We start from the raw sequence: 23,636 nt of genomic DNA on the forward strand, positions 1-23,636 counted from the left end.
GGGACAGCTCATTCCAACTGCCGACAACCGTCCGGATCGGCCCCACTCTCACAGGGCTCACAGCAGATGGCCTCCTGCCCGAACAGCCGACAACTGCTCCAACCCGATGGTGCGAGACGATGTTCCCGCAGGCCAGGCATATACGCCCACCGTCACTACGCCGATGGCGAACGCCCCTTTCTCCCGACACGCGGACCGCCCCTCCCACTAGGGATGTCTTACCCGCAAGCACGGACACTCCATGCCGCGCGGGCCGGTTCCCTCCGCTACGGGCGAACAACCTTGCGCCGGTTCACCACCCCTGCAGACCCTCGCCCGGTCACGCAGCGCGCCGATTCGGCCACGCTACGTAAACGGCGGGACGTAACCTTCGGCCGGGGAGACAGTTTCTCTGGGCATGATCTCCACCGCCGCGGCACCGTCCGGCCGCTCACAGGACCGCTCGGCCCTCGGACCGGGGGCATCGGGGTGTGCGCGGTGGTACGAACGGGAGCTGGGGTGGCCGACGACCGGCAGCGGTCCCGTCGAGCTGCTCACGGGGGTGGCATTCGACGTACTGGAGCTGCCGGTCGTCGCCGGTTCCGCGCTGCTGCGGCGCGTACCGCGGACCGGTCCGGTCGCGGTGGAGGGCCCCTGGATGCGGCTGCTGATGGCCGCGGGCAGCGCCGACGAGCTGCCGGGGCTGCTCGACTGGCTGGAGTGGGGCGGGATTCCGCTGGATCTGACCGCACTCGGCGCCGGCGGCCGGATCACCGCTCCGTGTCCCTCCGCCTCGTGGCCTCCGCCCGGGGAACCCGGGACGCCCGAGGCGCCCGGTGAACGGTGCCCGCAGGAGGCCGCCGTATGGCTGCGGCCTCCCGAGCCGGGGGGCGGGGTGGAGCCGACGCTGCCGGTGACAGCCTTCGGGGACGATGGGGACGCCCCCGACCTCGTGCGGCTCGTGGGTGCGGCGGCCACGGAGTGCCACCGAGCCCGGTTGCTGCGCGCCCGGCCACTGCCCAGACAGCGGCGAGCCGGGGAAGGGTGACGTGCTCAGCCGTTGGCCTTCTCGTACGCCTCGCGAACGGTCGCCGGAACGCGGCCGCGGTCGTTGACCTCGTAGCCGTTCTCCTTCGCCCAGGCGCGGATCTTCGCGGTGTCCTGACCGCTGCCCGACGCCGCACGCGCCTTGCCGCGGCCACCGGAGGCCCGGCCACCGGTGCGACGGCCACCCTTGGTGAACGGCTCCAGGGCGTCACGGAGCTTGTCCGCGTTGGCCGTGTTGAGGTCGATCTCGTAGCTCTTGCCGTCCAGCGCGAACGTCACGGTCTCGTCCGCCTCGCCGCCGTCGAGGTCGTCGACAAGAAGGACCTGAACCTTCTGTGCCATGGGGTTCCTTTCAGGGAAAACGGGGGGCTCGGGGCGCGGCCTTAGCCGCTGATGTCACACCCCCCAGGTAATTACACTACGGGAGAATAGGAAACCGCTTTTCCCGGAAAAACACAAACCCTCCGGGAAGGTTCGACCGATCGACCATGCGGGAAGGCTGATGGAACCCACTGTTCCGGAGCTATGTGATAGGGGCGCGATTCGGACATAGGGCCCGCGATCACAGTTGCAGAAGCATCCGGCTGTTGCCAAGGGTGTTCGGCTTCACCCGTTCGAGACCCAGGAACTCGGCGACGCCCTCGTCATAGGAACGCAGCAGCTCGCTGTAGACATCCCCGTCGACCGGCGTCTCGCCGATCTCCACGAAGCCGTGCTTGGTGAAGAAGTCGACTTCGAAGGTGAGGCAGAAAATGCGCCGGACGCCGAGCCAGCGCGCCGTCTGCAACAGCTTGTCGAGCACCAGGTGGCCTACACCACTCCCCTTGGAAGCGGGATCCACCGCGAGAGTACGAACCTCCGCGAGGTCTTCCCACATGACGTGGAGTGCGCCGCAGCCAATGACCTCAGCGTCCTCGTCCCGCTCCGCGACCCAGAACTCCTGGATGTCCTCGTAAAGGGTCACCGTGGCTTTGTCGAGCAGGATGCGATCGCTCACGTAGGAGTCGATGAGCCGGCGCACCGCTCGTACATCGCTGGTCCGGGCGCGGCGGACGGTGACTACTTTTGATAGTGCAGAGGACATGGCCGGACGCTATCGCCCCGGCTCATCGCTCCGACTCACCGGGGCTCTCCCCGGGCTCACCGAGTTGTGCGACCCGCATGGCATCCCGCAGTGCATCTCGCTGCTCTTCGGACATCATCCCGAAGAACGCGACGAGGGCCGCCGCCGGGTTGTCACTGGTCGACCACGCTTCGTTCATCAGTGCGGCCGAGTAGGCGGCCCTGGTGGAGACCGCGGCATATCGATAGGCGCGGCCTTGCACCTCCCTGCGGAGCCAGCCCTTGTGATGGAGGTTGTCCATTACGGTCATGACCGTCGTGTAGGCGATCGAGCGTTCTCGTTGAAGGTCTTCCAGCACTTCTCGGACCGTGACCGGGCGGTTCCACTTCCACACCCGCGTCATGACCGCGTCTTCGAGCTCTCCCAATGGCCGAGGCACACGTGAATAATAGTGGGAGATGTGCCGAATGTCGGGGGATGTGGGCACCGAAAGGCCGCACGCCCCGGGATGCGGGCGCATCCCGGGGCGTGGCGGTGAAGCGGGGGGTGAAGACGGGGCGGTGTGGGGCCGGCGTCAGGACGCGTCGCTGACCGGTGCCTGACCGGCCGGCGCCGTGCGGTCCGCCTCGGCGCGGGCGAGCGCCGCGTCCACGAGGTGGTCCTCCTTCGCCTTGTTGGCGCCGCCCTGACTCTTGATCATCGTCACGATCAGAAAGGTGAAGGCCACGGCCATCACCAGGGGCGGAACCAGCGCGGAGACGTAATCCATGGCTATCGGCCTCCTTTTGCTCGATGTCCCCAGATTACGCGGCCCCCGCGTCGGCCCCCGCGCCGGGCCTGACGCCGGGCCTGGCACCCGGCCTGACGTCGGGCCTTTGGCTGGGGCCGAGGCGGGACTCGTGGTCCGGCGGCGGGGAGGGGCGGCGGCGCTTGGGCGGGAAGACCTCGGCGGGCGTCGGCACCGGCCGCTGCGGGCGTTGCGGGGTGCCACGGCCCGGCTCCCGCCGCTTCGGCTCCTCGCGGTCGCCGCGGTCGGGGGCGGGAGTGGGCTTCTTGCGCGGCTCCTGCTTCGGCTCCTCGTCCTTCAGCAGCGGCCCGGGCACTCCCCCGGGCACGGCTGCTCCCCGTGCGGCTCCGACGCCGCCCGGCAGGGCGCGCAGCCGGGCCTCCAGGGGGCGGGAGCGGGCCGGCGCGGGGGCCACGGCACGCGTCGCGAGCCGGGCGCGTACGCAGCGCTCGGCCAGGCGCTCGCAGTGGCTCAGCAGCGCGCGGCGGCGCTCGGCCTCGCCGTCCGACGCGGTGGCCCGGCACAGCGTCCGCAGCGCGGCCAGGTCCTCCGGGAGCGGCTCGTAACCGGCGGCCAGGGCGCCCTCGAGCTGCTCCAGATAGCCGACGGCGGCACCGGGGAGGGCAGCGCGATAGCGGGCCAGCTCGTCGAGCAGGAACGCTCGCAGCCGCCCGCCCTCGCGGACCGCCTCGTCCACGGCCTCGGCGAGCCGGAAACAGTCCTGGACCTCCTCCGCCCGGTCCGGGCCGTGGGGGCCGGGGGGAGTGACGGGTTCGGGTTGGAGGGCGATGGCGAGGGCGCGTCGGAGCACACGCAGCTCATCCGCACTGAACGCCATTCCGCCGCGGGATCCATAGGGCGTGGGCATGGGAGGACTTTAAGTGCTAAGCGGACAAATTTCGCTGAGCGGCGGGCGGTGCGGCGCGTTGCGGGGGCGGCCATTCGGCGGTGGGAGCCGGAGGCGGGTCCGCCGCCCTGACGGAGCCCGTCCGGAGCCCGGGCGGGAGGGCTCGGGGCGCGGCCGGGCGGGTTCCGCTTGTCGATCCCGAATTCGACGGGACGGCATTCCTCGACTGCGCCTCGGCAGTCGGTGGAGTGCCCTCAGCGCCGCCCCGCCGAATGAACAGCGCGATGAACCGTGCGATGAACACCGCGATGAACACCGCGCGGAATTCGTTTCGTAATGCCGCCAATACCGCCGAGTTCGCAGGTGAACGGTGTTTTCGGCGCGATCGGGCACCAACGGCCCGATCGGCGCCGATCAGCCGCGCGCGACGTTGCGCTCGTAGACCAGCCGCAGCCCGATCAGGGTGAGCCAGGGCTCATGCTCGTCGATCACCGAGGCCTCGCCCAGCACCATCGGGGCCAGACCGCCGGTGGCGATCACCGTCACGTCCTCGGGGTCCTCGGCCAGCTCGCGCGCCATGCGCCGGACGATCCCGTCGACCTGGCCCGCGAAGCCGTACAGGATGCCGGACTGCATGGCCTCCACGGTGTTCTTGCCGATCACGCTGCGCGGCCGGGCCAGCTCGATCTTGCGCAGCTGCGCGCCGCGCACGCCCAGCGCCTCGACCGAGATCTCGATACCGGGCGCGATCACCCCGCCCACGTACTCGCCGCGCGAGCTGACCGCGTCGAAGGTGGTCGCGGTGCCGAAGTCGACGACCACGCACGGGCCCTCGTACAGCTCGACGGCGGCCAGGGCGTTGATGATCCGGTCGGCGCCGACCTCCTTCGGGTTGTCCATCAGGATCGGCACGCCGGTCTTCACGCCCGGCTCCACCAGCACGGACGGCACATCGCCGTAGTAGCGGCGGGTAACCTCGCGCAGCTCGTGCAGGACGGAGGGGACGGTGGAGCAGATCGAGATGCCCTCGATGCCGTCGCCCAGCTCCTCGCCGAGCAGCGGATGCATCCCCATCAGGCCCTGCAGCAGGACGGCCAGTTCGTCGGCGGTGCGGCGGGCGTCGGTGGAGATCCGCCAGTGCTCGACGATCTCCTCCCCGTCGAAGAGGCCGAGGACGGTATGCGTGTTTCCCACGTCGATGGTCAGCAGCATGGGCGACACCGCTTCCGGTCGGGCTCACGGCAGAGGGCGAGTTCTGGGGTGGTGGGCGGGGCGACGGGCGGGCCGATGGTCAGCAGCATGGTTCAGTCACCCCGCGTCGCGCAGGTCCAGGCCGATGTCGAGGATCGGGGACGAGTGGGTGAGCGCGCCGACCGCCAGGTAGTCGACGCCCGTCTCGGCGTACGTACGGGCGTTGGCCAGCGTCAGGCGGCCCGAGGACTCCAGCGCGGCCCGGCCCGCGACCAGTGCGACCGCCTCGCGGGTGCGCTCCGGGGTGAAGTTGTCCAGCAGGATCAGATCGGCGCCCGCCTCCAGGACCGGCGGGATCTGGTCCAGGGTGTCGACCTCCACCTCGATCGGCAGATCCGGGAACTCGTCCCGTACGGCGCTGAACGCCTGCGCCACGCCGCCCGCCGCGACCACGTGGTTGTCCTTGACGAGCGCCGCGTCCGACAGCGACATGCGGTGGTTGACGCCGCCGCCGCAGCGCACCGCGTACTTCTCCAGCGCGCGCAGCCCCGGCGTCGTCTTCCGGGTGTCGCGGACCTTCGTCTTCGTCCCCTCCAGGGCGTCGGCCCAGGCGCGGGTCGCGGTCGCGATGCCGGAGAGACGGCACAGCAGGTTGAGCGCGCTGCGCTCGCCGGTGAGCAGGTCGCGGGTGCGGGTGCGGACGCTCAGCAGCTTCTGGCCGGGCTCGACCCGGTCGCCGTCCTCGACATGCCGCTCGACCTCGAACTCGTCCGTGCAGACGACGGACAGGATCGCCTCGGCGATCCGCAGCCCGGCCACGGTGCCCGCCTCACGGGCCGTGAAGTCGCCGGTGGCGAAGGCGTCCTCGGGAACGGTGGCGACGGTCGTCACGTCCACGCCCTGGTCGAGGTCCTCCTCGATCGCCATGTGCGCGATGTCCTCGACCTGGACGGGGTCGAGCCCGGCCGCGTCCAGCAGCTGGGCCAGGTCGGGGTCGAGGCCGCACTCCATCGGGTCGAGCCCGTACGCGCCGTCGTCGTCGGCGCCGCTGCCACAGCCGCAGGCGCTGCCGCAGCCGCCGCCCTCGCCGCCGCCCGGGACGCCGATCTGGAGCAGCGGAAGCGCCACGGGCTGTGGGGGACTCTGCTGGCGGTCGTCGGAGGTGCTGCTCACGGGTGGGACTCCGTCTCGGATCGGGTGGTGGGTGAGGGGAACGCCGCGGAGTCCGTCGTACGGACGTCGAGCGAGCCGTCGGGGCCGAGGGTGACCAGGAGGTGCCGCCGCCAGGCCGCGTCGTCCCGGTCGGGGCGGTCCTCCCGCCAGTGGCAGCCGCGGGTCTCCTCGCGCCGGAGCGCGGCGGCCACCAGGACCCGGGCCACGAGGAGGAGGTTCGTCGCCTCCCAGGTCTCGACGCCGGGCTCGGACGTCTTGCCGTCGCGGCGCAGCGTCTCGACGGCGTCGTCCTGGACGCGGTCCAGCTGCCCGGCGGCGTGGGCGAGGCTTGTCGCGGAGCGGAGGACTCCGGCGCCGGCGGTCATGATGCGCTGGACGGCGTACCGGGCCTCGGGGGCGAGCAGGGGCCCTCCCCCGCCCTGCCCCGCCTCGGGGGCGGCCGTGTCCTGGGGTGCGGGGTCCGGTATGCGGGCCGGGCCGGCGACGTCCGCCGGGTCGCGCTCGGCGATGTCCGCCGCGATGCGCTCGGCGAAGACCAGGCCCTCCAGCAGCGAGTTGGACGCCAGCCGGTTCGCGCCGTGCACGCCCGTGCAGGCCGTCTCCCCGCACGCGTACAGCCCCGGCACCGTCGTCCGCCCCCGCAGGTCCGTCCACACCCCGCCGCTGGCGTAGTGCGCGGCGGGGGCCACCGGGATCGGCTGGGTGACCGGGTCGATGCCGTGGGACCGGCAGGCGGCCAGGATGGTCGGGAAGCGGTGCTCCCACATCCGGGCGCCGAAGTGGCGGGCGTCCAGGTACATGTGCTCGGTGCCCTGCTCCCGCATCCGCCGCATGATGCCCTTGGCGACGATGTCGCGGGGCGCCAGCTCGGCCAGCTCGTGCTGCCCCACCATGAAGCGCACGCCGTCCGCGTCCACCAGATGGGCGCCCTCGCCCCGCACCGCCTCGGAGACCAGCGGCTGCTGCCCCTCGGCCTCCGGGCCGAGCCACAGCACCGTGGGGTGGAACTGGACGAACTCCAGATCGCTCACCTCCGCCCCGGCGCGCAGCGCGAGGGCGACGCCGTCGCCCGTGGAGACGGCGGGGTTGGTGGTGGCGGAGAAGACCTGGCCCATGCCGCCGGTCGCGAGGACGACGGCGCCCGCGTGGACCGCGCCCACGCCGTCCCGCGCGCCCTCGCCCATGACGTGCAGGGTGACGCCCGCGGCGCTGCCGGAGGCGTCCTTGAGGAGGTCGAGCACGAGGGCGTTCTCGACGGTGTCGATCCCGGCCTCGCGCACCGCGTCGACCAGGGCGCGGGAGATCTCCGCGCCGGTCGCGTCGCCGCCCGCGTGGGCGATGCGGCGGCGGTGGTGGCCGCCCTCGCGGGTCAGCAGGATCTCGCCGGTGTCGTCGTCGGCGTCGAAGCGGGCGCCGGTGCCGATGAGGCGGCGGACCGCGTCGGGGCCCTCGGTGACCAGCATCCGCACGGCCCGCTCGTCGCACAGCCCGGCGCCCGCGACGAGCGTGTCGTCGAGATGCTGCTCGGGGGTGTCGCCCTCGCCGAGGGCGGCGGCTATGCCGCCCTGGGCCCAGCGCGTGGAGCCGTCGTCGAGGCGGGCCTTGGTGACGACGGTGACCTTCGCCCCGGCGGCGGCGCAGCGCAGCGCCACGGTCAGGCCCGCGACGCCCGAGCCCACGACCACGACATCGGCCTCGGTGGCCCAGCCGGGGGCGGGGGCGCGCAGGGCGGCGGCCGGGGCCATGGCGGCGGACGGCCCGGTCATCGGCCCGCTCACGCGTCCGCTCCGAACCGCAGCCGGATGTTGTCGATCAGCCGCGTGGAGCCGACCTTGGCGGCGACGGCCAGGACGGCCTCACCGGTGTGGTCGTCGGGTGCCTCGGTGAAGCTCTCCGGGTCGATCAGGTCCAGGTAGTCGAGGGCGAGCGGTGGTTGGAGGAGGGCCGCCTCCTCCAGCACCGCGCGCGCCGCGGCCCGCACCGCGCCGGGCGAGCCGACCCGGACGAGGCCGTCCGTATCGCCGCCTTCGCTGCTCCCGGCGGCCCGCGCCGCCAGCAGCCCCGCGTCACGCCCCGCGAACAGCGCCCGGGACAGGGCCAGCGCGGTGTCCCGCTCCGGCGCCGACAGGTAGCGGTTACGGCTGGAGAGGGCGAGCCCGTCGCCCTCCCGGACCGTGGGGACACCGACGATCTCCACCGGGAAGTCCAGGTCCCGCACCATCCGGCGGACCAGCACCAGCTGCTGCGCGTCCTTCTCGCCGAAGAAGGCGAAGTCCGGGCGGGTGAGGTGGAGCAGCTTGGCGACGACGGTGAGCACCCCGTCGAAGTGACCGGGCCGGGAGGCGCCCTCGTACCCCTCGCCCATGGCCCCGGCGGCCATCCGTATCCGCGGCTCGCCGCTGCCGTACACCTCCTCGGCCGAGGGGGCGAAGACGATGTCAGCGCCGGCGGCGGACGCGACCTCCAGGTCGGCGTCGAGCGTGCGCGGATAGCGGTCCAGGTCCTCGCCCGCGCCGAACTGCAGCGGGTTGACGAAGACGGTGACGGTGACGAGGCCCTTGGCGCCGACCCGGGCGCGCGCGGCGCGGATCAGCGAGGCGTGCCCGTCGTGCAGCGCGCCCATGGTCATGACGACGGCCGTACGCCCCGGCGCGGCGAAGTGCGTCAGCGCCGCGTCGAAGTCCGCGCGGCGCGCGAACAGCTCGACGTCCGGCTCACCGGGGCTCGGCTTGGTCCACAGCTTCGGGCTCACGATCCCGCTCCTCCCCGGCCCCGGGCATCCGAGACATCCGACAGAACGCCCAGCAGGTTCTCCGCCAGCTCCGGCTTGAGCATCCCGTGCGCGAGCGCCCGGTCCGCCGTGGCCCGGGCCATCGCGAGATATCCGGCGACGGCCTGCGGCGCGTGCCGCCGCAGCTCCTGGACGTGCGCGGCGACCGTGCCCGCGTCGCCGCGGGCGACCGGGCCGGTGAGCGCGGCGTCGCCGCTGCGCAGCGAGTTGTCCAGGGCGGCGCCGAGCAGCGGGCCGAGCATCCGGTCGGGCGCCTCGACCCCGGACGCGCGCAGCAGCTCCATGGCCTGGGCGACCAGGGTGACCAGGTGGTTGGCGCCGATGGCGAGGGCCGCGTGATACAGCGGGCGGGACTCCTCCGCGACCCACTCGGGCTCGCCGCCCATCTCGATGACCAGCGCCTCGGCCGCGAGCCGCAGCTCCTCGGGGGCGGTGACACCGAAGGAGCAGCCCGCGAGCCGCTGGACGTCGACCGGGGTGCCGGTGAAGGTCATCACGGGGTGCAGCGCGAGCGGCAGCGCACCGGCCCGCAGTGCGGGCTCCAGCACGCCGGTGCCATAGCGGCCGGAGGTGTGCACCAGCAGCTGGCCGGGGCGCACCGCACCGGTCTCGGCGAGGCCCGCGACCAGCTCGGGCAGGGCGTCGTCGGGGACGGTGAGCAGCACCAGCTCGGCCCGCGCCAGCACCTCGGCGGGCGGGACGATCGGGACCTCGGGGAGCAGGGCGGCGGCCCGGCTCACGGAGGCGTCGGAGACGCCGGAGGCGGCGACGGGGCGGTGCCCGGCCAGCCGCAGCGAGGCGGCGAGCGCCGGGCCGACGCGACCGGCGCCGACGACGCCGACGGTGAGCCGGGCCGGGCGGTCCCGCGGCTCGGGAAGTGGATGTGCGTTCACGCGACTGCGGCCTTCCGTTCCAGTCCTCAGGGGGTACCGGACGATTCCCCGCCATGCTACGCGAGTGCCCCTGGGGGGAACCGGGTGTGTCCCCACGCCTGTGGACAACCCCGCCCGACGCCGCCTGCCTCCACCTGCCTCCACCTGCCTCCACCTGTGGATAACTCCGGGGGTGACCTGTCCGTGGGTCATCATCGGGTCATGGCCGACATGGCGGATGTGGGGGATGTGGTGGACGTGACGGATGAGGCTTCTCCGGCGGAGGGGACCGAGCAGGCGGCCCGGGCGCGCCGGCTCGCGGCCTGGCACGGCTCCGAGCGGACCCTCGCGCGCGGCCCGGCGGAGCAGCGGATCGGCGAGCGGCTGGCGGCCCTGACCGCCGCCGCCCCGGGCCTCGACGGCGCCCTCGACGACTGGGTGGATGTGTACGGGGACGGGGTGGTCGAAAGGCTGGAGCGGCGGGTCGCCGACCTGCTCGGCATGGAGGCCGCGGCCTTCTTCCCCACCGGGACCATGGCCCAGCAGATCGCGCTGCGCGCCTGGGCCGGGCGCACCGGCAACCCGGTGGTGGCCGTCCATCCGCTGGCCCATCTGGAGGTGCACGAACGGGACGCGTATCTGACGGTGAGCGGGCTGCGGGCGGTGCGGCCGACCAGCGAGCCACGGCTGCCCACCGCCGCCGAGATCCGCGACCTGGACGAGCCCTTCGGCACGCTCGCCCTGGAACTGCCGCTGCGCGACGCGGGCTTCGTGCTGCCCGAGTGGGACGACCTGGCCGCCGTCGTGGAGGCCGCCCGCGAGCGGGAGGCGGTGGTCCACTTCGACGGGGCCCGGCTGTGGGAGTGCACCGCGCGCTTCGGGCGCGGGCTCCCGGAGATCGCCGCCCTCGCGGACACGGTGTACGTGTCCTTCTACAAGTCGCTCGGTGGCATAGCCGGGGCCGCGCTGGCGGGCCCGGAGACGCTGATCGCGGAGGCGGTGGCATGGCGCCACCGGTACGGCGGTCAGGTGTTCCAGCAGTGGCCCACGGCGCTCGCCGCCCTGGCCGGTCTGGACGGCGAACTGCCGCGGTTGCCGTCGTATGTGGCCCATGCGGCGGTGGTGGCGCGGGCGATGCGCGAGGCGTTCACGTCGGCCGGGGTGGCCTGGTCCCGGGTGCACCCGGAGGTGCCGCACACCCATCAGTTCCAGGTGTGGCTGCCGTATCCGGCGCGGGTGCTGGACGAGGCGGGGATACGGCTGGCCGAGGAGACCCGGACGACGCTGTTCCGGCGCTGGTGGGAGCCGGGGCCGCCCGGTCTGGCCATGTCCGAGGTGACGGTGGCCGCGCCCGCGCTGGACTGGACGGCGGAGGAGGTGACGGAGGCGGTCGGCGCGTTCCTGACGCGGGTGCGGGCGGTGCTGGCCGAGGACGGCCCGGACGACGGCGCCTGACCCGGGGGGACGGACGGACCGGACGGACCGGACGGACCGGACGGACCGGATGGACCGGATGGACCGGACGGACCGGATGGACCGGTGCTCAGCCGGTGGTCGGGCACGAGGACGGGTCCGGGGCCGGGCGGGCGGGAGCGGCCCCGCGCAGCGGCCCGGCGGCCGACGGCTGTGCGGTGCGTACGAGTCGGGCGGGGCGTACGGGGCGTACGGCGGGGACGGCCCGGGCCGTCCCCGCCACTGCCGCCCGCAGCGCCCGCAGCGCCCGCTGGACGGCCCTGCGGCGGCGCCGGGCCGGGCGTTCCGCGATCACGGTCTGGAAGTCGCGGTACTCGCGCAGCGTCCGGAGGGCGCGCCAGTCGCCGTGGCCGGGGGCGGGCGGGGCGGGCTCGCCGCGCTGGGCGGCCCGGTACAGGTCGAGTGCGTACTGCTGGGTGATGGACATGGCATGAGCGTCGGACCGCCCGCCGCCGCCCGTCACCTCGATTGACGATCGTCGTCAATCGAGGTCGGGGTGGGGCGCGGGCTGCCGCACCATGAGAGGCATGGCCAATGTCGTGGACATCACCGGGCTGCCGCCCGAGCGCATCGTCTTCAGTCCGTCCCCGCTCGCGGAACTGGGCGCCGCGCTGCACGTGCTGTACGAGCCCGGCCACCACCCCGGGCTGCACGGCTGGGCCACCGCGACCGCCGCCTCCCTCAAACCCGATCTCGCCGACCGGCTGTGCGAGGCGGACTTCCTGTGGGGCACGGCCCGTTCCGACCTGCTGCTGCCGTCCGCCCCCGGGGCGACGCTCGCCGAGGAACTGGACGCGCTGGACCGGATCGACGACGAGGCGTTCGTGGCGGCCGCCTTCGAGATCAGCTGTTCCGCCAGCTACGACCGGCCGACGCCGTCGCCGCTGGTCGACCGGGGTGAGCGGGACCGGATCCGGGACCTGGCCCGGGCCCGTGGGCCACGGCAACTGGCGTTCGTGGACCGCATGCTGGTGGACCCGGACGGGCTGCGGGTGTGGCTGCGGCGGCTGCTGGAGGACTGCGATCAGGCGTTCTTCGCGGACACCTGGCGGCGGGTGCGGGTCCAACTCGCCGCCGACGCCCGCCACAAGGGCGAGCTGCTGCAGCGCAAGGGGCTCGCGGAGGCGCTGGCGGCTGCCTCGGCCGCGCTGTCGGTCGAGGAGGGGGCGGACGGGCGCTCGCGCGTCCTGGTCGACAAGCTGGCCGCGGGGCGTACGACGGCGTCCGGGAGCGGGCTGACTCTCATCCCGACGACCTTCGGCTGGCCGCATCTGCTGCTGGTGCACGCGCCGGGCTGGCAACCGGTGATCCAGTACCCGGTCCCCGGGCCCGAACTCGCCCCGCCCGCCGCCCTGCAGCTCGTCCAGCAGCGGCTGGAGGCCCTGGCCCACCCGATGCGGATGCGCATCTGCCGCGCGCTGGCCCGGGGGCCGCACACCACGGGTGAGCTGGCCGAGGCGTACGCCATCACGCCGCCGGAGGTCTCCCGGCACATCGCCGTCCTGAAGAAGGCCGGGCTGCTGCAGACCCGGCGGCGCGGTCGGTACGTCCTCCACCAGCTGGAGTTGGCTGCGGTGGCGCGGCTGGGGAGCGACTTCCTGGAGGGCGTCCTGCGGTAGCGGCGGCGCGCCGGGCCTGCCCCCACCCCGCGCCTCAGCGGGGCGCGCCTCCCGCCCGCACGAGGCCCGTCTCGTAGGCCATCACCACCACCTGCACCCGGTCCCGCAGTTCCAGCTTGGTGAGGATGCGGCCCACGTGCGTCTTCACGGTCGCCTCGGACAGCACCAGGCGGCCCGCTATCTCACCGTTCGACAGCCCCTGGGCGACGAGCAGCATGACCTCGCGCTCGCGCTCGGTGAGCCGGTCCAGCTCGGGCCGGGCCGCCGTGGCGGACCGGGAGCCGAGGCCGCCGCCCGTGCCCGGGAGCATCGGCGCGAAGCGGTTCAGCAGGCGTCGCGTGGTGCTGGGCGCGACGACCGCGTCACCGCTGTGGACCGCGCGGATCGCGGTGAGCAGTTCGCCCGGCGGCACGTCCTTGAGCATGAAGCCGCTCGCGCCCGCCTTGAGCGCGGAGAAGGCGTACTCGTCCAGATCGAAGGTGGTCAGGATGAGTACGCGTGGCGCCCCCTCGCGCTCACAGATGCGCCGGGTCGCCTCCACTCCGTCCAGCTTCGGCATCCTGACGTCCATCAGGACGACATCCACCTCGGCGGAGCGCACCGCCTCCAGCGCCTCGAGACCGTCGCCCGCCTCGGCGACGACCTCCATATCGGGCTGGGCGGCGAGCACCATGCGGAAACCGGTGCGCAGCAGCACCTGGTCATCGACGAGCATGACGCGGATCGACATCCGGTCGGTCCCTTCCCTCGGCTTCCTCGGCGCGCGCTCCGTACGGCGCTCACCACCTGCATACGCGCAGTACCTACGTACGCGCGGACGTGTGCCCGCGGCTCATCCGGCCGGTTTCAGCGGCAGCAGCGCGCTGATGCGGAAGCCGCCGCCCGGGCGCGGGCCCGCGTCGAGCGTGCCACCCACCATGCCCACGCGCTCGCGCATCCCGATCAGCCCGTGGCCGCTGCCGTCGGCGCCGCCGTCCTCGTACAACTCGCGCTGGGCGCCCCGCCCGTCGTCCTCGACCAGCAGGCCGAGCCCGTCGTCGAAGTAGGTGATGCGGACGCTGGCGCCGACATCGGGGCCGCCGTGCTTACGGGTGTTGGTGAGCGCTTCCTGCACGATGCGGTACGCGGTCAGCTCCACGCCGCTGGGCAGCTGGCGCGGGCTGCCGACGACCTTGAAGTCCACCGGGAGCCCGGAGCCGCGGGCCTGCTCCACCAGTTCGTCGATCTGCTCGACGTCCGGCTGCGGGACGTAGTCGCTCGCCTCCCCCGGCTCCCCGGTGCGCAGCACGCCCAGCAGCCGCCGCATCTCGGCGAGGGCCTGGCGGCCGGTGCCGGAGATCGTCTCCAGCGCCTGCCGGGCCTGGTCCGGGGAGGCGTCCATGACGTACGCGGCGCCGTCCGCCTGAACGACCATCACCGACACGTTGTGCGCGACGACATCGTGCAACTCGCGCGCGATCCGGGCGCGTTCGGCGGCGACCGCGACCTTCGACTGCGCCTCGCGCTCCCTCTCCAGCCGGGAGGCGCGCTCCTCGAGCTGGGCGTAGTAGGCGCGGCGGGTGCGGATCGAGTCGCCGAGCACCCAGGCCAGGACGAAGGGGATGGTGACGAAGACCGTCGAGACGGCGGCCTCGCCCGAGGACTCGTGTGCGCTGGGCCAGCGGAGGGTGGCGAGCGACGGTGCGCAGATCGCGGCGGCCAGGGCCAGCCGGGAGGTGCGGCGCCCGGCGGTGCACGCGGCGGTGTAGACGATCACCAGCATCGCGAAGTCGACGATGTTGATCCTGACGTCCAGCGCGAGTTGGGCGATGCCGCACGCGATGACCAGCCCCAGCATCATCGCGGGGGCGCGGCGGCGCAGGGCGACGGCCGCGCACAGCGCCAGCGTGATCGGCACGGCCGCGAGCGGTGGCTCATAGCCCGGGGTCGCCTGTACGAGCCACAGGAGACCGCAGCCGAAGAGGAGGACGCCCCAGAAGGTGTCCACCCCTGTCGGATGGCTGCGGAGGAAGTCGTAGAGGCGCTGCACGTCACCCAGAGTAGGCAGTGCGGATACCCGGGCGGGTCAGCCCGAGGGGCGATCCGTACCGCCCCGCCCTACTCCCCAAGGTGGATACCACTCCGCTTTAGCGTGGGGATGTGGCGAGTGAACAACGGGAATGGTGCGGGTGGCGGGCGGCCGCCGAACGGGCGCTGTACGGGACGGACGGCTTCTTCCGGCGCGCGGAGGGACCGGCCGGTCACTTCCGCACCTCGGTGCACGCCTCGCCGCTGTACGCGCGGGCGGCCGCGGAGCTGCTGCGCCGGGTGGACGAGGCGCTGGGGCGGCCGCCGGAGCTGGCGCTGGTGGACGTGGGCGCGGGGCGCGGCGAGCTGCTGACCGGGGTGCTGGCGGCGGTCGACGGTCTGCCGCACGGGCCGGCCGCGCGGCTGCGGCCGTACGCGGTCGAGCGGGCGGACCGGCCCGCCGGGCTCGACGGGCGGGTGGAGTGGCGGGAGACGGTGCCGAAGGGATTCACCGGGCTGCTGTTCGCCAACGAGTGGCTGGACAACGTCCCCGTCGACGTCGCCGAGACGGACCCCGACGGCGTGCCGCGCCGGGTCGAGGTCCGGGCGGCCGACGGCGCCGAACGGCTCGGCGCCGAGGTGACCGGCGAGGACGCGGCGTGGCTGGCCCGGTGGTGGCCGCTGGCGGGCGCCGAGCCCGGGCTGCGGGCCGAGATCGGCCGGCCGCGCGACGCGGCCTGGGCCGAGGCGGTGCGGTGCGTCGGGGCCGGGCTCGCGGTCGCCGTGGACTACGGCCATGAGCGCGCCGCCCGGCCGCCCTTCGGCACGCTGACCGGCTTCCGGGACGGGCGGGAGGTGCGGCCGGTACCGGACGGCTCCTGCGATCTCACGGCGCATGTGGCGCTGGACGCCTGCGCGGCCGGGACGGACGCCCGGCTGATCCCTCAGCGGGACGCGCTGCGCCACCTGGGCCTCGACGCGGGCCGTCCGCCGCTCGCCCTGGCCTCCACGGACCCGGCGGCCTACGTACGGGCCCTGGGCGCGGCGGGCGAGGCGGCGGAGCTGCTGGACCCGGCGGGCCTGGGCGGCTTCCGGTGGCTGGCCCACCCGGTGGGCGTCCCGTACGACGCGCTGCTCCCGTAACGGGCCGGTCCAGGGGCCGGACCCGGTTTCTGGCCGGGGCGGGTGTCGAGACAAACTGTTCCCATGACGGAGACGACAGTCGGCATCGGCGGCGCGGCGGAAAGCACCGACATGGTGCTGAACATCGGCCCGCAGCACCCGTCCACCCACGGCGTGCTGCGGCTCCGGCTGGTGGTCGACGGGGAACGCGTGCAGCACGCGGAGCCGGTGATCGGGTACATGCACCGCGGCGCCGAGAAGCTGTTCGAGGCGCGCGACTACCGCCAGATCATCATGCTCGCCAACCGCCACGACTGGCTGTCCGCCTTCTCCAACGAGCTGGGCGTCGTGCTCGCCGTCGAGCGGATGCTCGGCATGGAGGTCCCGGAGCGTGCCGTATGGATGCGCACGCTGCTGGCCGAGCTGAACCGGGTGCTCAACCATCTGATGTTCCTGGGCTCGTACCCCCTGGAGCTGGGCGGCATCACGCCGATCTTCCACGCGTTCCGGGAGCGCGAGGATCTGCAGCATGTGATGGAGGAGATCTCCGGCGGCCGGATGCACTACATGTTCAACCGGGTCGGCGGGCTCAAGGAGGACCTGCCCGCGGGCTGGCTCGGCCGGGCCCGGGCGGCCGTGGCCGAGGTGCGGTCGCGGATGGACGTGTACGACGGGCTCGTGCTCGGCAACGAGATCTTCCGGGGGCGCACCCGCGGGGTGGGCGTCCTGTCCGCGCAGGCCGTACACGCCTACGGCGTCAGCGGCCCCATCGCCCGCGCCTCGGGCGTCGACTTCGACCTGCGGCGCGACGAGCCGTATCTGGCGTACGGGGACCTCCAGGACACCCTGAAGGTCGTGGTGCGCGAGGAGGGCGACTGCCTCGCCCGCTTCGAATGCCTGCTGGAGCAGACCCACAACTCCCTGGCGCTCGCCGACGCCTGCCTGGACCGGCTCGACGGACTTCCGCCGGGGCCGATCAACCAGCGGCTGCCGAAGGTGCTCAAGGCCCCCGAGGGCCACACCTACGCCTGGACCGAGAATCCGCTCGGCCTCAACGGCTACTACCTCGTCTCGAAGGGCGAGAAGACGCCGTACCGGCTGAAGCTCCGCTCAGCCTCGTTCAACAACATCCAGGCGCTCACAGAGCTTCTGCCGGGCACGCTCGTCGCCGACATGGTGGCGATCCTGGGATCGCTGTTCTTCGTCGTCGGCGACATCGACAAATAACGACATCAGCGCATTACGACATCAACGCATAACGACATCGACCCGTAAGGCGACACGGAGCGCGGGACCTACGGCGGCGGGCCTTCAGGAGATCGCACTGCGCAGCTCCTCGACCCCGGCGGGATCGCTCTCCTCGTCCTCGTGCGCGGTCAGGTCGATGACCTCGCCCACCGCGCCCTTCCGGGTCTCGGCGAGGGTTTCCGCGCCGATCACGTCGGCGAGGTCCTCCTCGGCCTCCGGCTCGGGCTCCTGCTGCTTCGGCGGGGTCTTCTGCGTGCCGAAGTAGTCGAAGCCGCCCTCCGAACGGGAGGCGGCCCGGCGTGCCGCGGCATACGGCACCACGGCGGAGGCGGCCGTACGAGCGTGCGGAGGCGGCACCGGGGAGCTGTCCGGGCCGTCACGCTCGTCGGCCGCCGGGCGCTTCCCCGGGACGGCCGCACCGTCCTCGTCCGGGTCCGCGGCCGCTCTCCCGGCCTTGCTGTCCGTCGCTTCCGCTTTCTCCTGCTCCTTGGCCTCGGCATCGGCCTTCTCCTGCTCGGCCGCGAGGGCACGCGATTCCGCTTCGGCCCGCTCCCGCTGCTGCCGCGCGCTGGCGACGAGACGGCTCAGCGCCTCGTCGGCGCGTACGTACGCGCTGAGGTCGAGGCCGTCGCCGATCACGGAATCCGCCGGGTCCCCGTCGGTCTCGGCGGTCTCGTCGGGCGTCTCCGCCGCGGTCAGCGCCTTCGACGGGGTCGCGGCCTCCAGGGCGAGCCTGCGGCGCCCCTCCAGGGCGCTGGCGCGCTCGGTCTCGGCCGTGGCGTAGCGGCGCAGCAGCTCGGCGTGCTCGTTGCGCAGCCGGGCGAGTTCGGCCCGCTTGGCGCGCAGCCTGGTGTTGAGCGCGGTGCGCAGCTCGGCCGCCTTCTCGGCGTCCGCCTCCAGCTCCGCGATCCGCTCCTCGTACTTCATCTCCTGGCGGGCGGTCTCGCTGGCGGACTCCGCGACCCGGCGACCGGCCGCGCGGTCCCAACGGCGGGTCAGGACCGAGCCGACGACCGCGGCGGTGGCCGCGGTCGCGGCGAGTCCACGGATCACAACCGTGTCGCCGACCAGCCAGGCACCGGCGGCGCAGGTTATTGACGCGGCTGCGACCGACAGAGGGGGAAGTAGCCTGTGCAGGGGTGGGGATTGGCGGTGGCGTCCACGTGGCATGGGCCGAAACTTACCGTGCGTACGGCTCCTTTGGGGGGTCGGCAGGCCACATCCGTTGTCAATCCGTTGGCAAACTACTTCACGAGCCCCTTCTCCTTGAGGTAGTCCGCCGCGACATCGGCGGGCTTGAGCCGCTCGGCGTCAACTTTCTTGTTGAGTTCGGTGAGATCGGCCGTGGTGAGCACGCGGCCGAGCTTGTTCAGCGCGTTTTCGATCTTGGGTGAACCGGCGGACTTCGCATTCACCACGGGAAGTACGTTGTCGGCATTCTGCAGATTTTCGTCGTCGTCGAGCAGGACAAGGCCGAACTGGTCGAGCGTGGCGTCCGTGGTGGTGGTCAGGACCATCTGGTCCTTGCCGTCCTTGACCGCCTGCTTGGCCTGCACACTGCCGATGTCGAGCGGGTCGATGCCCGCGATGTCGATGCCGTAGCGCTTCTCCAGACCGGGCTGGCAGAACGGCCGCTTCGGGCATTCGTCACCCGCCGCCAGCTTGACCTTCTGCCCGGACTTTCCCAGATCGGAGAGCGTCTTGAGGTCGTGCTCCTTCGCGAACTTCCTGCTCACCGCGAAGGCGTTCTGGTCGACCGCCTTGCCGACGTCCAGCACCTTCAGCCCGCGCGGCTCGGCGAGCTTCTTCAGCGCCTTCACCGTGTCGTCCGCATCGGAGGAGGCCACGGGCTCGGCATTCGGCCCGTTCTTCTTCTGGTTGAGGAATTCGGCGAGCGTCGCCGCGTACTCCGGTACGACATCCATCTGACCCTTCTCCAGGGCCGGTTCATACAGTTCGCGGGTGTCCACGGTCTTGGTGGAGGTCGAGTAACCGGCGTTCTCCAACAGCCCCGCGTACAGCTCCGCGAGGATCTTCGACTCGGCGAAGGACGCGGTCCCGATCACCAGCGAGCCCTTGCCCGGCTTGCCGGAGCTGTCGCCGCCGCCGGACTTCTCCAGGCTCTCGCCGCCGCATCCGGTCGCGCCGACCGCCAGCGCCACGGCGCTCGCCGTCGCCCCCACCACTCTCAAGATCTTGCTCATGGGTTCCCCATCCATAGATATACGTACGATGCGCCCGCGTCACGGCACGCGTGAGGACGAGCGCGACGACCAGCCTTACGACGTCAACGCGGGAGCCTTGGGCGCCTGGTCGGCGGGCGGGCGCCGGAACGCGGCCGCCGGCCGCCCCGTCTTCCGCCGCATCGGGTCCAGCACCAGACCCAGCACCACGAACACCCCCTCGACGAGCAGCGCGAGCCCCGCGACCAGCACCGCCCCGGCCACCACCTGCGGGGTGTCGGTGAGTCGGAACCCCGCCGTGATGATCCGGCCGAGCCCGCCGCCGCCGGGCAGCGCCGCCAGCGTCGCGGTGGCCACCACCTGCACCGCGGCGGTCCGCACGCCCGTCATGATCAGCGGGAACGCGAGCGGCAGCTCCACCCGGCGGATCAGCTGACCGCCCGTCATCCCCATGCCCCGGGCCGCCTCCACGACCTCCCGGTCCGCCTCGCTCACCCCGACGTACGCGTTGGTGAGCAGCGGCGGGATGGCGAACAGCACCAGCGCGATGATCGTGGGCCACTCGCCGTGCGTGCCCAGCGGGCTGAGGAGCAGCAGCACCAGCACGGCGAAGGTGGGCACGGCCCGGCCCGCGTTGGAGATGTTGACCGCGATCGCGCCGCCCTTGCCGATGTGACCGAGCAGGACGGCGACCGGCAGCGCGACCGCGCACGCGATCGCCAGACAGACGAACGTCAGGAACAGGTGCTCGCCCAGCCGGTGCCACACCCCGTCCCCGCCCGACCAGTGCGACCCGGTGGCCAGCCAGTCCCACGCCTCCCCGATGACGCCCATCAGGCCCTCCTCCTCTTACGCGCCCAGGGCGTCAGCACCCGCTGGACGCCGAGCAGCAGCAGATCCGCCACGACCGCCAGCGCCACGCACAGCACCGAGGCGGTGAGCACCTGCGCCTTGAAGAAGCTGTGCATGCCCTCGTAGATGAGGTTGCCGAGCCCGCCGTAGCCGATGATCGCGCCGACCGTGGTGAGCGAGACGGTGGAGACCGTGGTGATGCGCAGCCCGGCCATCAGGGCCGGCAGCGCGAGCGGCAGCTCGACACCGAAGAGCAGCCGCAGCGGCCCGTACCCCATGCCGCGCGCGGCCTCCCTGGCGTCCTCCGGTACGGAGGCGAGGCCCGCCATGATGTTGCGCACCAGGATGGTGAGCGAATAGAGCACCAGCCCCGTGATCACGACCGCCTGGGACACCCCGAAGACGGGCAGCAGCAGCGAGAACATCGCGAGCGACGGCACCGTGTAGAGGATCGTGGTCAGCCCCAGCACCGGGCCCGCCACGCCCTGCCGTCGGCGGGCCAGCAGCGCGAGCGGGAAGGCGATCACCAGACCGATCGCGACCGACGCGAGAGTGATCCCGACATGCTGGAGCGTCGCGTCCGTCAGCTCCTGACCGCGCGTGCGCACATACTCGCCGCAAATCCAATCGTTACTGATCAGACAGTTCTGGTCCGCCATACGCTCACCTCCCCCGGGCACGTGGTCGTCCAATTCCTGGGTGACCCTATCCCCGGGAGATGACAATCTCGTCCGATCGCCACACAACAGCAACAATGTCTGCCACGAATGCGGCAACAATGGGGAGCCATGATCCGTTTCGAGCATGTCACCAAGCGCTACGCCGACGGCACGACCGCCGTGGACGACCTGTCCTTCGAGGTCGCGGAGGGTGAGCTGGTCACGCTCGTCGGACCCTCGGGGTGCGGCAAGACCACCACGATGAAAATGGTCAACCGGCTCATCGAGCCGACCTCCGGCCGGATTCTGGTGGAGGGCGAGGACATCGCCGAGACGGATCCGGTCGCGCTGCGCCGCCGCATCGGCTACGTCATTCAGCAGGTCGGTCTCTTCCCGCACAAGACCGTGCTGGAGAACACCGCGACCGTGCCGCATCTGCTGGGGTGGCAGCGGAAGAAGGGGCGGGAGCGGGCCGCCGAGCTTCTCGATCTGGTCGGACTCGACCCTTCCGTCTATGCCGACCGCTATCCGGACCAGCTCTCCGGCGGCCAGCGGCAGCGGGTCGGGGTGGCGCGGGCGCTGGCGGCCGACCCTCCGGTGCTGCTGATGGACGAACCCTTCGGCGCCGTCGACCCGGTCGTACGCGAACATCTGCAGACGGAATTCCTTCGGCTTCAGTCACAGGTGCGGAAGACCGTGCTTTTCGTGACGCACGACATCGAGGAGGCGGTGCGGCTCGGTGACCGCATCGCGGTGTACGGCTCCGGGCGCATCGAACAGTTCGACACCCCGGCGGCCGTCCTGGGCGCGCCCGCCTCGCCGTACGTGGCCGACTTCGTCGGCGCGGACCGGGGCCTCAAGCGGCTCTCGGTGACCCCCATCGAACCCGGCGACCTCTGGCAGCCCCCGGTCGTCCACCTCGACGACCCGCTCACCAAGGCCGCCGCCCGGCTGGCCTCGGACGGCGCCCGGTGGGCCGTCGTCCTGGACGACGCGGACCATCTGCACGGCTGGATCCCGGCGGACGCGGCCGACGGGGCGGACGGGAGGGACCGGACGGTACGGGATCACGCCCGCCGCATGGAGGCGTGGCTGCCGGTCGGGGCGCCGCTCAAGCAGGCGTTCAGCACGATGCTCCAGCACGACGCGGGGTGGATCGCCGTCCTGGACGGCGAACGCTTCCTCGGGGTCCTCACCCCGGGCCGCCTCCACGAGGCCCTGCGCCGCTCGATCGACGCGGACGCCGGCGGCATCGCCCGGGGCGACGTGAACCTCCAGACGGTCGCCGACACCTGAGCCCCGCCCCGTGCCCCGGGGCTTCGCCCGCAGTCCGTATCCGACGGATCAGTCCCCTGGCCCGCCCCTTCCCGAAACCGGGGCAAGCCCCGGACCCCAAGCCCCGGACCCGGCCCCGGGCGGGGCGGCGCCCCGGCAGCCCGTTCGCGCGGCAACCGCCGCGCAGAGCGGCGCGGCGTCCGGTGGGGCGACCCCGGGGACACGGCGGCGACCTGCGCACGGGGGGCGCGCTCTCAGCGGGCCTGGAGGCGGGCACCCATCCACTCCAGGGCGGGGGCCACCTCGCGCTTCCAGGTGTTGAAGTTGTGGCCCCCGGTGCCGAGGATCATCGACGAGATGCGGGTCGGCTCGCCCCGCCGGTTCAGCTCGCGCACCTTCGCCACGAACCGCATCGTCGCCCGGTAGTTCTTCTCCCCGCGCTCGCTGCTGCTCACCAGCAGCGAGACCGGCGGGGCGGGCCGGTGGTCCAGGCGCCACATGAGGTTGTTCTCGCACTCCAGCCGCTTGCTGCCGCCGAAGAGATCGCCCGTCGTCGCGTCGAGGGGGGCCTTGTAGAAGGGGGACAGCCCGGCGGCGGCGGAGAACGCCTCGGGGTGGCGCATCGCCATCTTCAGGGCGCAGTAGCCGCCGGTGGAGTTGCCGATGACGCCCCAGTTGCGGGCCCGGGTGCCCACCCGGTAGTGCGCGGAGACGGCCTTCGGCACGTCCTTGGTGAAGAAGGTCTCGGTCCGCGGCCCCCCGGGGACGTCCATGCACTCCGTATCCCGAGGCGGCGCCACGGTCGGCCGCATCATGACCAGGATGGTCGGCTGCATTCTCCCCCCTTTGACCAGCTTCTGAGACTTCTGGGGGTATTTCAGGCCATTGATGAGGGCTTCGGTGGTGCCGGGGTAACCTGTCAGGACGAGAGCGGCGGGAAACTGGCGCTTGGCATAGCGGGGCTGAAAGTACTCCGGCGGCAGATAGACGTAGCCGGGGCCGGCGATCCGCGAGACCGGCCCCCGGAAGGTGACCTTGTCGACGCGCCCGCCGGCCTCCGGCGACGAGCCGCCGGAGACGTTGAGCTTGCGGGTCTCGGTGACCTTCACCCTGTTGCCGGGGGTGTCATGGTCCACCACCACGCCCACCTCGTCCTCGGCCCCGAAGAGGTCCGCCCAGGAGCCGTAGAAACCGAATGACTGATTGGCGAACAATCCAAACGCCGCGAACACCGACACCTGGGTTCCCAGTAGCATGCCGACCCGGCCGAGCACGGCGTTCACCCCGCGTCCGGCCAGCCGCGGCCACAGCCATATCGTGGCCGTGAACAGCAGTAGCGCCCCGACGACAGCCATGATCACGACGTTGTTGCTCGTGAGACCCATCACTATCTTTCTGCCGGGCGGCCGGTCCTCCGTACCGCGGGGGCGCCCCCGGCGGGAGCCGGG

The 23,636-nt window shown here is 72.6% G+C and carries 24 protein-coding genes; 6 read left to right on the forward strand and 18 right to left on the reverse strand.

The window, feature by feature from the left end:
- Nucleotides 1–397 precede the first annotated feature (397 nt).
- Complete coding sequence (locus ACFZCY_RS01080) at nt 398–1,027, forward strand: SCO3374 family protein (RefSeq protein ID WP_391168416.1); 630 nt, start codon at nt 398–400, stop codon at nt 1,025–1,027.
- 5 nt (nt 1,028–1,032) lie between these two features.
- On the opposite strand, the gene ACFZCY_RS01085 is transcribed toward ACFZCY_RS01080, so the two are convergent.
- The 10 genes from ACFZCY_RS01085 to ACFZCY_RS01130 form a co-directional block, all read right to left on the reverse strand.
- A complete protein-coding gene (locus tag ACFZCY_RS01085) occupies nt 1,033–1,368 on the reverse strand; it encodes an Lsr2 family protein (protein ID WP_361473612.1) in 336 nt (111 codons plus the stop codon).
- A 220-nt stretch (nt 1,369–1,588) separates the two neighbouring features.
- The gene (locus ACFZCY_RS01090; RefSeq protein WP_055546482.1) at nt 1,589–2,110 is read right to left on the reverse strand and encodes an amino-acid N-acetyltransferase; all 522 of its coding nucleotides are present in this window, start codon (nt 2,108–2,110) and stop codon (nt 1,589–1,591) included.
- A gap of 22 nt (nt 2,111–2,132) precedes the next feature.
- The gene (locus tag ACFZCY_RS01095; RefSeq protein ID WP_391168417.1) at nt 2,133–2,528 is read right to left on the reverse strand and encodes a BlaI/MecI/CopY family transcriptional regulator; all 396 of its coding nucleotides are present in this window, start codon (nt 2,526–2,528) and stop codon (nt 2,133–2,135) included.
- Between the two features lie 135 nt (nt 2,529–2,663).
- Nucleotides 2,664–2,858, reverse strand: coding sequence for a hypothetical protein (locus tag ACFZCY_RS01100; protein WP_391168418.1), 195 nt, complete (start codon nt 2,856–2,858; stop codon nt 2,664–2,666).
- 34 nt (nt 2,859–2,892) lie between these two features.
- Complete coding sequence (locus tag ACFZCY_RS01105; RefSeq protein ID WP_391168420.1) at nt 2,893–3,744, reverse strand: hypothetical protein; 852 nt, start codon at nt 3,742–3,744, stop codon at nt 2,893–2,895.
- 393 nt (nt 3,745–4,137) lie between these two features.
- Nucleotides 4,138–4,935: a type III pantothenate kinase gene (locus tag ACFZCY_RS01110; protein WP_055546476.1), complete on the reverse strand. Its 798-nt coding sequence runs from the start codon at nt 4,933–4,935 to the stop codon at nt 4,138–4,140.
- Between the two features lie 96 nt (nt 4,936–5,031).
- Nucleotides 5,032–6,087: a carboxylating nicotinate-nucleotide diphosphorylase gene (gene nadC / locus ACFZCY_RS01115; protein ID WP_391168422.1), complete on the reverse strand. Its 1,056-nt coding sequence runs from the start codon at nt 6,085–6,087 to the stop codon at nt 5,032–5,034.
- Entirely contained in the window at nt 6,084–7,853 is a 1,770-nt protein-coding gene (locus ACFZCY_RS01120) for an L-aspartate oxidase (protein WP_391169358.1), read from the reverse strand. Before ACFZCY_RS01120 ends, nadC begins: the two co-directional genes overlap by 4 nt.
- 8 nt (nt 7,854–7,861) lie before the next feature.
- Nucleotides 7,862–8,839: a pantoate--beta-alanine ligase gene (gene panC / locus ACFZCY_RS01125; protein ID WP_391168423.1), complete on the reverse strand. Its 978-nt coding sequence runs from the start codon at nt 8,837–8,839 to the stop codon at nt 7,862–7,864.
- A complete protein-coding gene (locus tag ACFZCY_RS01130; protein WP_391168424.1) occupies nt 8,836–9,771 on the reverse strand; it encodes a DUF2520 domain-containing protein in 936 nt (311 codons plus the stop codon). Before ACFZCY_RS01130 ends, panC begins: the two co-directional genes overlap by 4 nt.
- 210 nt (nt 9,772–9,981) lie before the next feature.
- Between ACFZCY_RS01130 and ACFZCY_RS01135 the strand changes: the two genes are divergently transcribed.
- The gene (locus tag ACFZCY_RS01135) at nt 9,982–11,205 is read left to right on the forward strand and encodes a beta-eliminating lyase-related protein (protein ID WP_391169359.1); all 1,224 of its coding nucleotides are present in this window, start codon (nt 9,982–9,984) and stop codon (nt 11,203–11,205) included.
- Between the two features lie 88 nt (nt 11,206–11,293).
- Here ACFZCY_RS01135 and ACFZCY_RS01140 read toward each other — a convergent pair whose 3' ends face one another.
- Nucleotides 11,294–11,650: a hypothetical protein gene (locus ACFZCY_RS01140; RefSeq protein ID WP_391168426.1), complete on the reverse strand. Its 357-nt coding sequence runs from the start codon at nt 11,648–11,650 to the stop codon at nt 11,294–11,296.
- A gap of 100 nt (nt 11,651–11,750) precedes the next feature.
- On the opposite strand from ACFZCY_RS01140, the gene ACFZCY_RS01145 reads away from it, so the two are divergent.
- Nucleotides 11,751–12,842, forward strand: a complete 1,092-nt coding sequence (locus ACFZCY_RS01145) for a DUF5937 family protein (RefSeq protein ID WP_391168428.1) — start codon at nt 11,751–11,753, stop codon at nt 12,840–12,842.
- Between the two features lie 34 nt (nt 12,843–12,876).
- Here ACFZCY_RS01145 and ACFZCY_RS01150 read toward each other — a convergent pair whose 3' ends face one another.
- Nucleotides 12,877–13,572, reverse strand: coding sequence for a response regulator (locus ACFZCY_RS01150; protein WP_391168429.1), 696 nt, complete (start codon nt 13,570–13,572; stop codon nt 12,877–12,879).
- Between the two features lie 102 nt (nt 13,573–13,674).
- Nucleotides 13,675–14,871, reverse strand: coding sequence for a histidine kinase (locus ACFZCY_RS01155; RefSeq protein WP_391168431.1), 1,197 nt, complete (start codon nt 14,869–14,871; stop codon nt 13,675–13,677).
- A 110-nt stretch (nt 14,872–14,981) separates the two neighbouring features.
- Between ACFZCY_RS01155 and ACFZCY_RS01160 the strand changes: the two genes are divergently transcribed.
- Together ACFZCY_RS01160 and ACFZCY_RS01165 are read left to right on the forward strand one after the other, a co-directional pair.
- Nucleotides 14,982–15,992: an SAM-dependent methyltransferase gene (locus ACFZCY_RS01160; RefSeq protein WP_391168432.1), complete on the forward strand. Its 1,011-nt coding sequence runs from the start codon at nt 14,982–14,984 to the stop codon at nt 15,990–15,992.
- Nucleotides 15,993–16,055: 63 nt separating this feature from the next.
- Nucleotides 16,056–17,198 (forward strand): NADH-quinone oxidoreductase subunit D, encoded by a 1,143-nt coding sequence (locus ACFZCY_RS01165; RefSeq protein WP_391168433.1) that lies wholly within the window; start codon nt 16,056–16,058, stop codon nt 17,196–17,198.
- Nucleotides 17,199–17,282: 84 nt separating this feature from the next.
- Here the strand turns inward: ACFZCY_RS01165 and ACFZCY_RS01170 are convergent, their stop codons facing one another.
- From ACFZCY_RS01170 to ACFZCY_RS01185, 4 genes are all read right to left on the reverse strand, one after another.
- On the reverse strand, nt 17,283–18,389 hold the full coding sequence (locus tag ACFZCY_RS01170) for a hypothetical protein (protein WP_391168434.1): 1,107 nt from the start codon (nt 18,387–18,389) through the stop codon (nt 17,283–17,285).
- A 74-nt stretch (nt 18,390–18,463) separates the two neighbouring features.
- Nucleotides 18,464–19,423, reverse strand: a complete 960-nt coding sequence (locus ACFZCY_RS01175; RefSeq protein ID WP_391168435.1) for a glycine betaine ABC transporter substrate-binding protein — start codon at nt 19,421–19,423, stop codon at nt 18,464–18,466.
- Between the two features lie 75 nt (nt 19,424–19,498).
- On the reverse strand, nt 19,499–20,236 hold the full coding sequence (locus ACFZCY_RS01180) for an ABC transporter permease subunit (protein WP_391168436.1): 738 nt from the start codon (nt 20,234–20,236) through the stop codon (nt 19,499–19,501).
- Nucleotides 20,236–20,913, reverse strand: a complete 678-nt coding sequence (locus tag ACFZCY_RS01185) for an ABC transporter permease subunit (protein ID WP_391168437.1) — start codon at nt 20,911–20,913, stop codon at nt 20,236–20,238. Before ACFZCY_RS01185 ends, ACFZCY_RS01180 begins: the two co-directional genes overlap by 1 nt.
- 129 nt (nt 20,914–21,042) lie before the next feature.
- Here ACFZCY_RS01185 and ACFZCY_RS01190 point away from each other — a divergent pair, with 129 nt between their 5' ends.
- Entirely contained in the window at nt 21,043–22,209 is a 1,167-nt protein-coding gene (locus ACFZCY_RS01190) for a betaine/proline/choline family ABC transporter ATP-binding protein (protein WP_391168439.1), read from the forward strand.
- A 233-nt stretch (nt 22,210–22,442) separates the two neighbouring features.
- On the opposite strand, the gene ACFZCY_RS01195 is transcribed toward ACFZCY_RS01190, so the two are convergent.
- The gene (locus tag ACFZCY_RS01195) at nt 22,443–23,573 is read right to left on the reverse strand and encodes an alpha/beta hydrolase-fold protein (protein WP_391168441.1); all 1,131 of its coding nucleotides are present in this window, start codon (nt 23,571–23,573) and stop codon (nt 22,443–22,445) included.
- Nucleotides 23,574–23,636: the final 63 nt, after the last annotated feature.

Source organism: Streptomyces sp. NPDC007983 (assembly GCF_042958345.1).
Classification (GTDB): domain Bacteria; phylum Actinomycetota; class Actinomycetes; order Streptomycetales; family Streptomycetaceae; genus Streptomyces.

Coding starts and splice junctions, on each gene's coding strand:
- ACFZCY_RS01080 (WP_391168416.1), top strand. CDS start 398: ATGATCTCCACCGCCGCGGCACCGTCCGGCCGCTCACAGGACCGCTCG.
- ACFZCY_RS01085 (WP_361473612.1), bottom strand. CDS start 1,368: ATGGCACAGAAGGTTCAGGTCCTTCTTGTCGACGACCTCGACGGCGGC.
- ACFZCY_RS01090 (WP_055546482.1), bottom strand. CDS start 2,110: ATGTCCTCTGCACTATCAAAAGTAGTCACCGTCCGCCGCGCCCGGACC.
- ACFZCY_RS01100 (WP_391168418.1), bottom strand. CDS start 2,858: ATGGATTACGTCTCCGCGCTGGTTCCGCCCCTGGTGATGGCCGTGGCC.
- ACFZCY_RS01105 (WP_391168420.1), bottom strand. CDS start 3,744: ATGCCCACGCCCTATGGATCCCGCGGCGGAATGGCGTTCAGTGCGGAT.
- ACFZCY_RS01110 (WP_055546476.1), bottom strand. CDS start 4,935: ATGCTGCTGACCATCGACGTGGGAAACACGCATACCGTCCTCGGCCTC.
- ACFZCY_RS01120 (WP_391169358.1), bottom strand. CDS start 7,853: ATGACCGGGCCGTCCGCCGCCATGGCCCCGGCCGCCGCCCTGCGCGCC.
- ACFZCY_RS01135 (WP_391169359.1), top strand. CDS start 9,982: ATGGCGGATGTGGGGGATGTGGTGGACGTGACGGATGAGGCTTCTCCG.
- ACFZCY_RS01140 (WP_391168426.1), bottom strand. CDS start 11,650: ATGTCCATCACCCAGCAGTACGCACTCGACCTGTACCGGGCCGCCCAG.
- ACFZCY_RS01145 (WP_391168428.1), top strand. CDS start 11,751: ATGGCCAATGTCGTGGACATCACCGGGCTGCCGCCCGAGCGCATCGTC.
- ACFZCY_RS01150 (WP_391168429.1), bottom strand. CDS start 13,572: ATGTCGATCCGCGTCATGCTCGTCGATGACCAGGTGCTGCTGCGCACC.
- ACFZCY_RS01165 (WP_391168433.1), top strand. CDS start 16,056: ATGACGGAGACGACAGTCGGCATCGGCGGCGCGGCGGAAAGCACCGAC.
- ACFZCY_RS01170 (WP_391168434.1), bottom strand. CDS start 18,389: ATGCCACGTGGACGCCACCGCCAATCCCCACCCCTGCACAGGCTACTT.
- ACFZCY_RS01175 (WP_391168435.1), bottom strand. CDS start 19,423: ATGAGCAAGATCTTGAGAGTGGTGGGGGCGACGGCGAGCGCCGTGGCG.
- ACFZCY_RS01180 (WP_391168436.1), bottom strand. CDS start 20,236: ATGGGCGTCATCGGGGAGGCGTGGGACTGGCTGGCCACCGGGTCGCAC.
- ACFZCY_RS01185 (WP_391168437.1), bottom strand. CDS start 20,913: ATGGCGGACCAGAACTGTCTGATCAGTAACGATTGGATTTGCGGCGAG.
- ACFZCY_RS01190 (WP_391168439.1), top strand. CDS start 21,043: ATGATCCGTTTCGAGCATGTCACCAAGCGCTACGCCGACGGCACGACC.
- ACFZCY_RS01195 (WP_391168441.1), bottom strand. CDS start 23,573: ATGGGTCTCACGAGCAACAACGTCGTGATCATGGCTGTCGTCGGGGCG.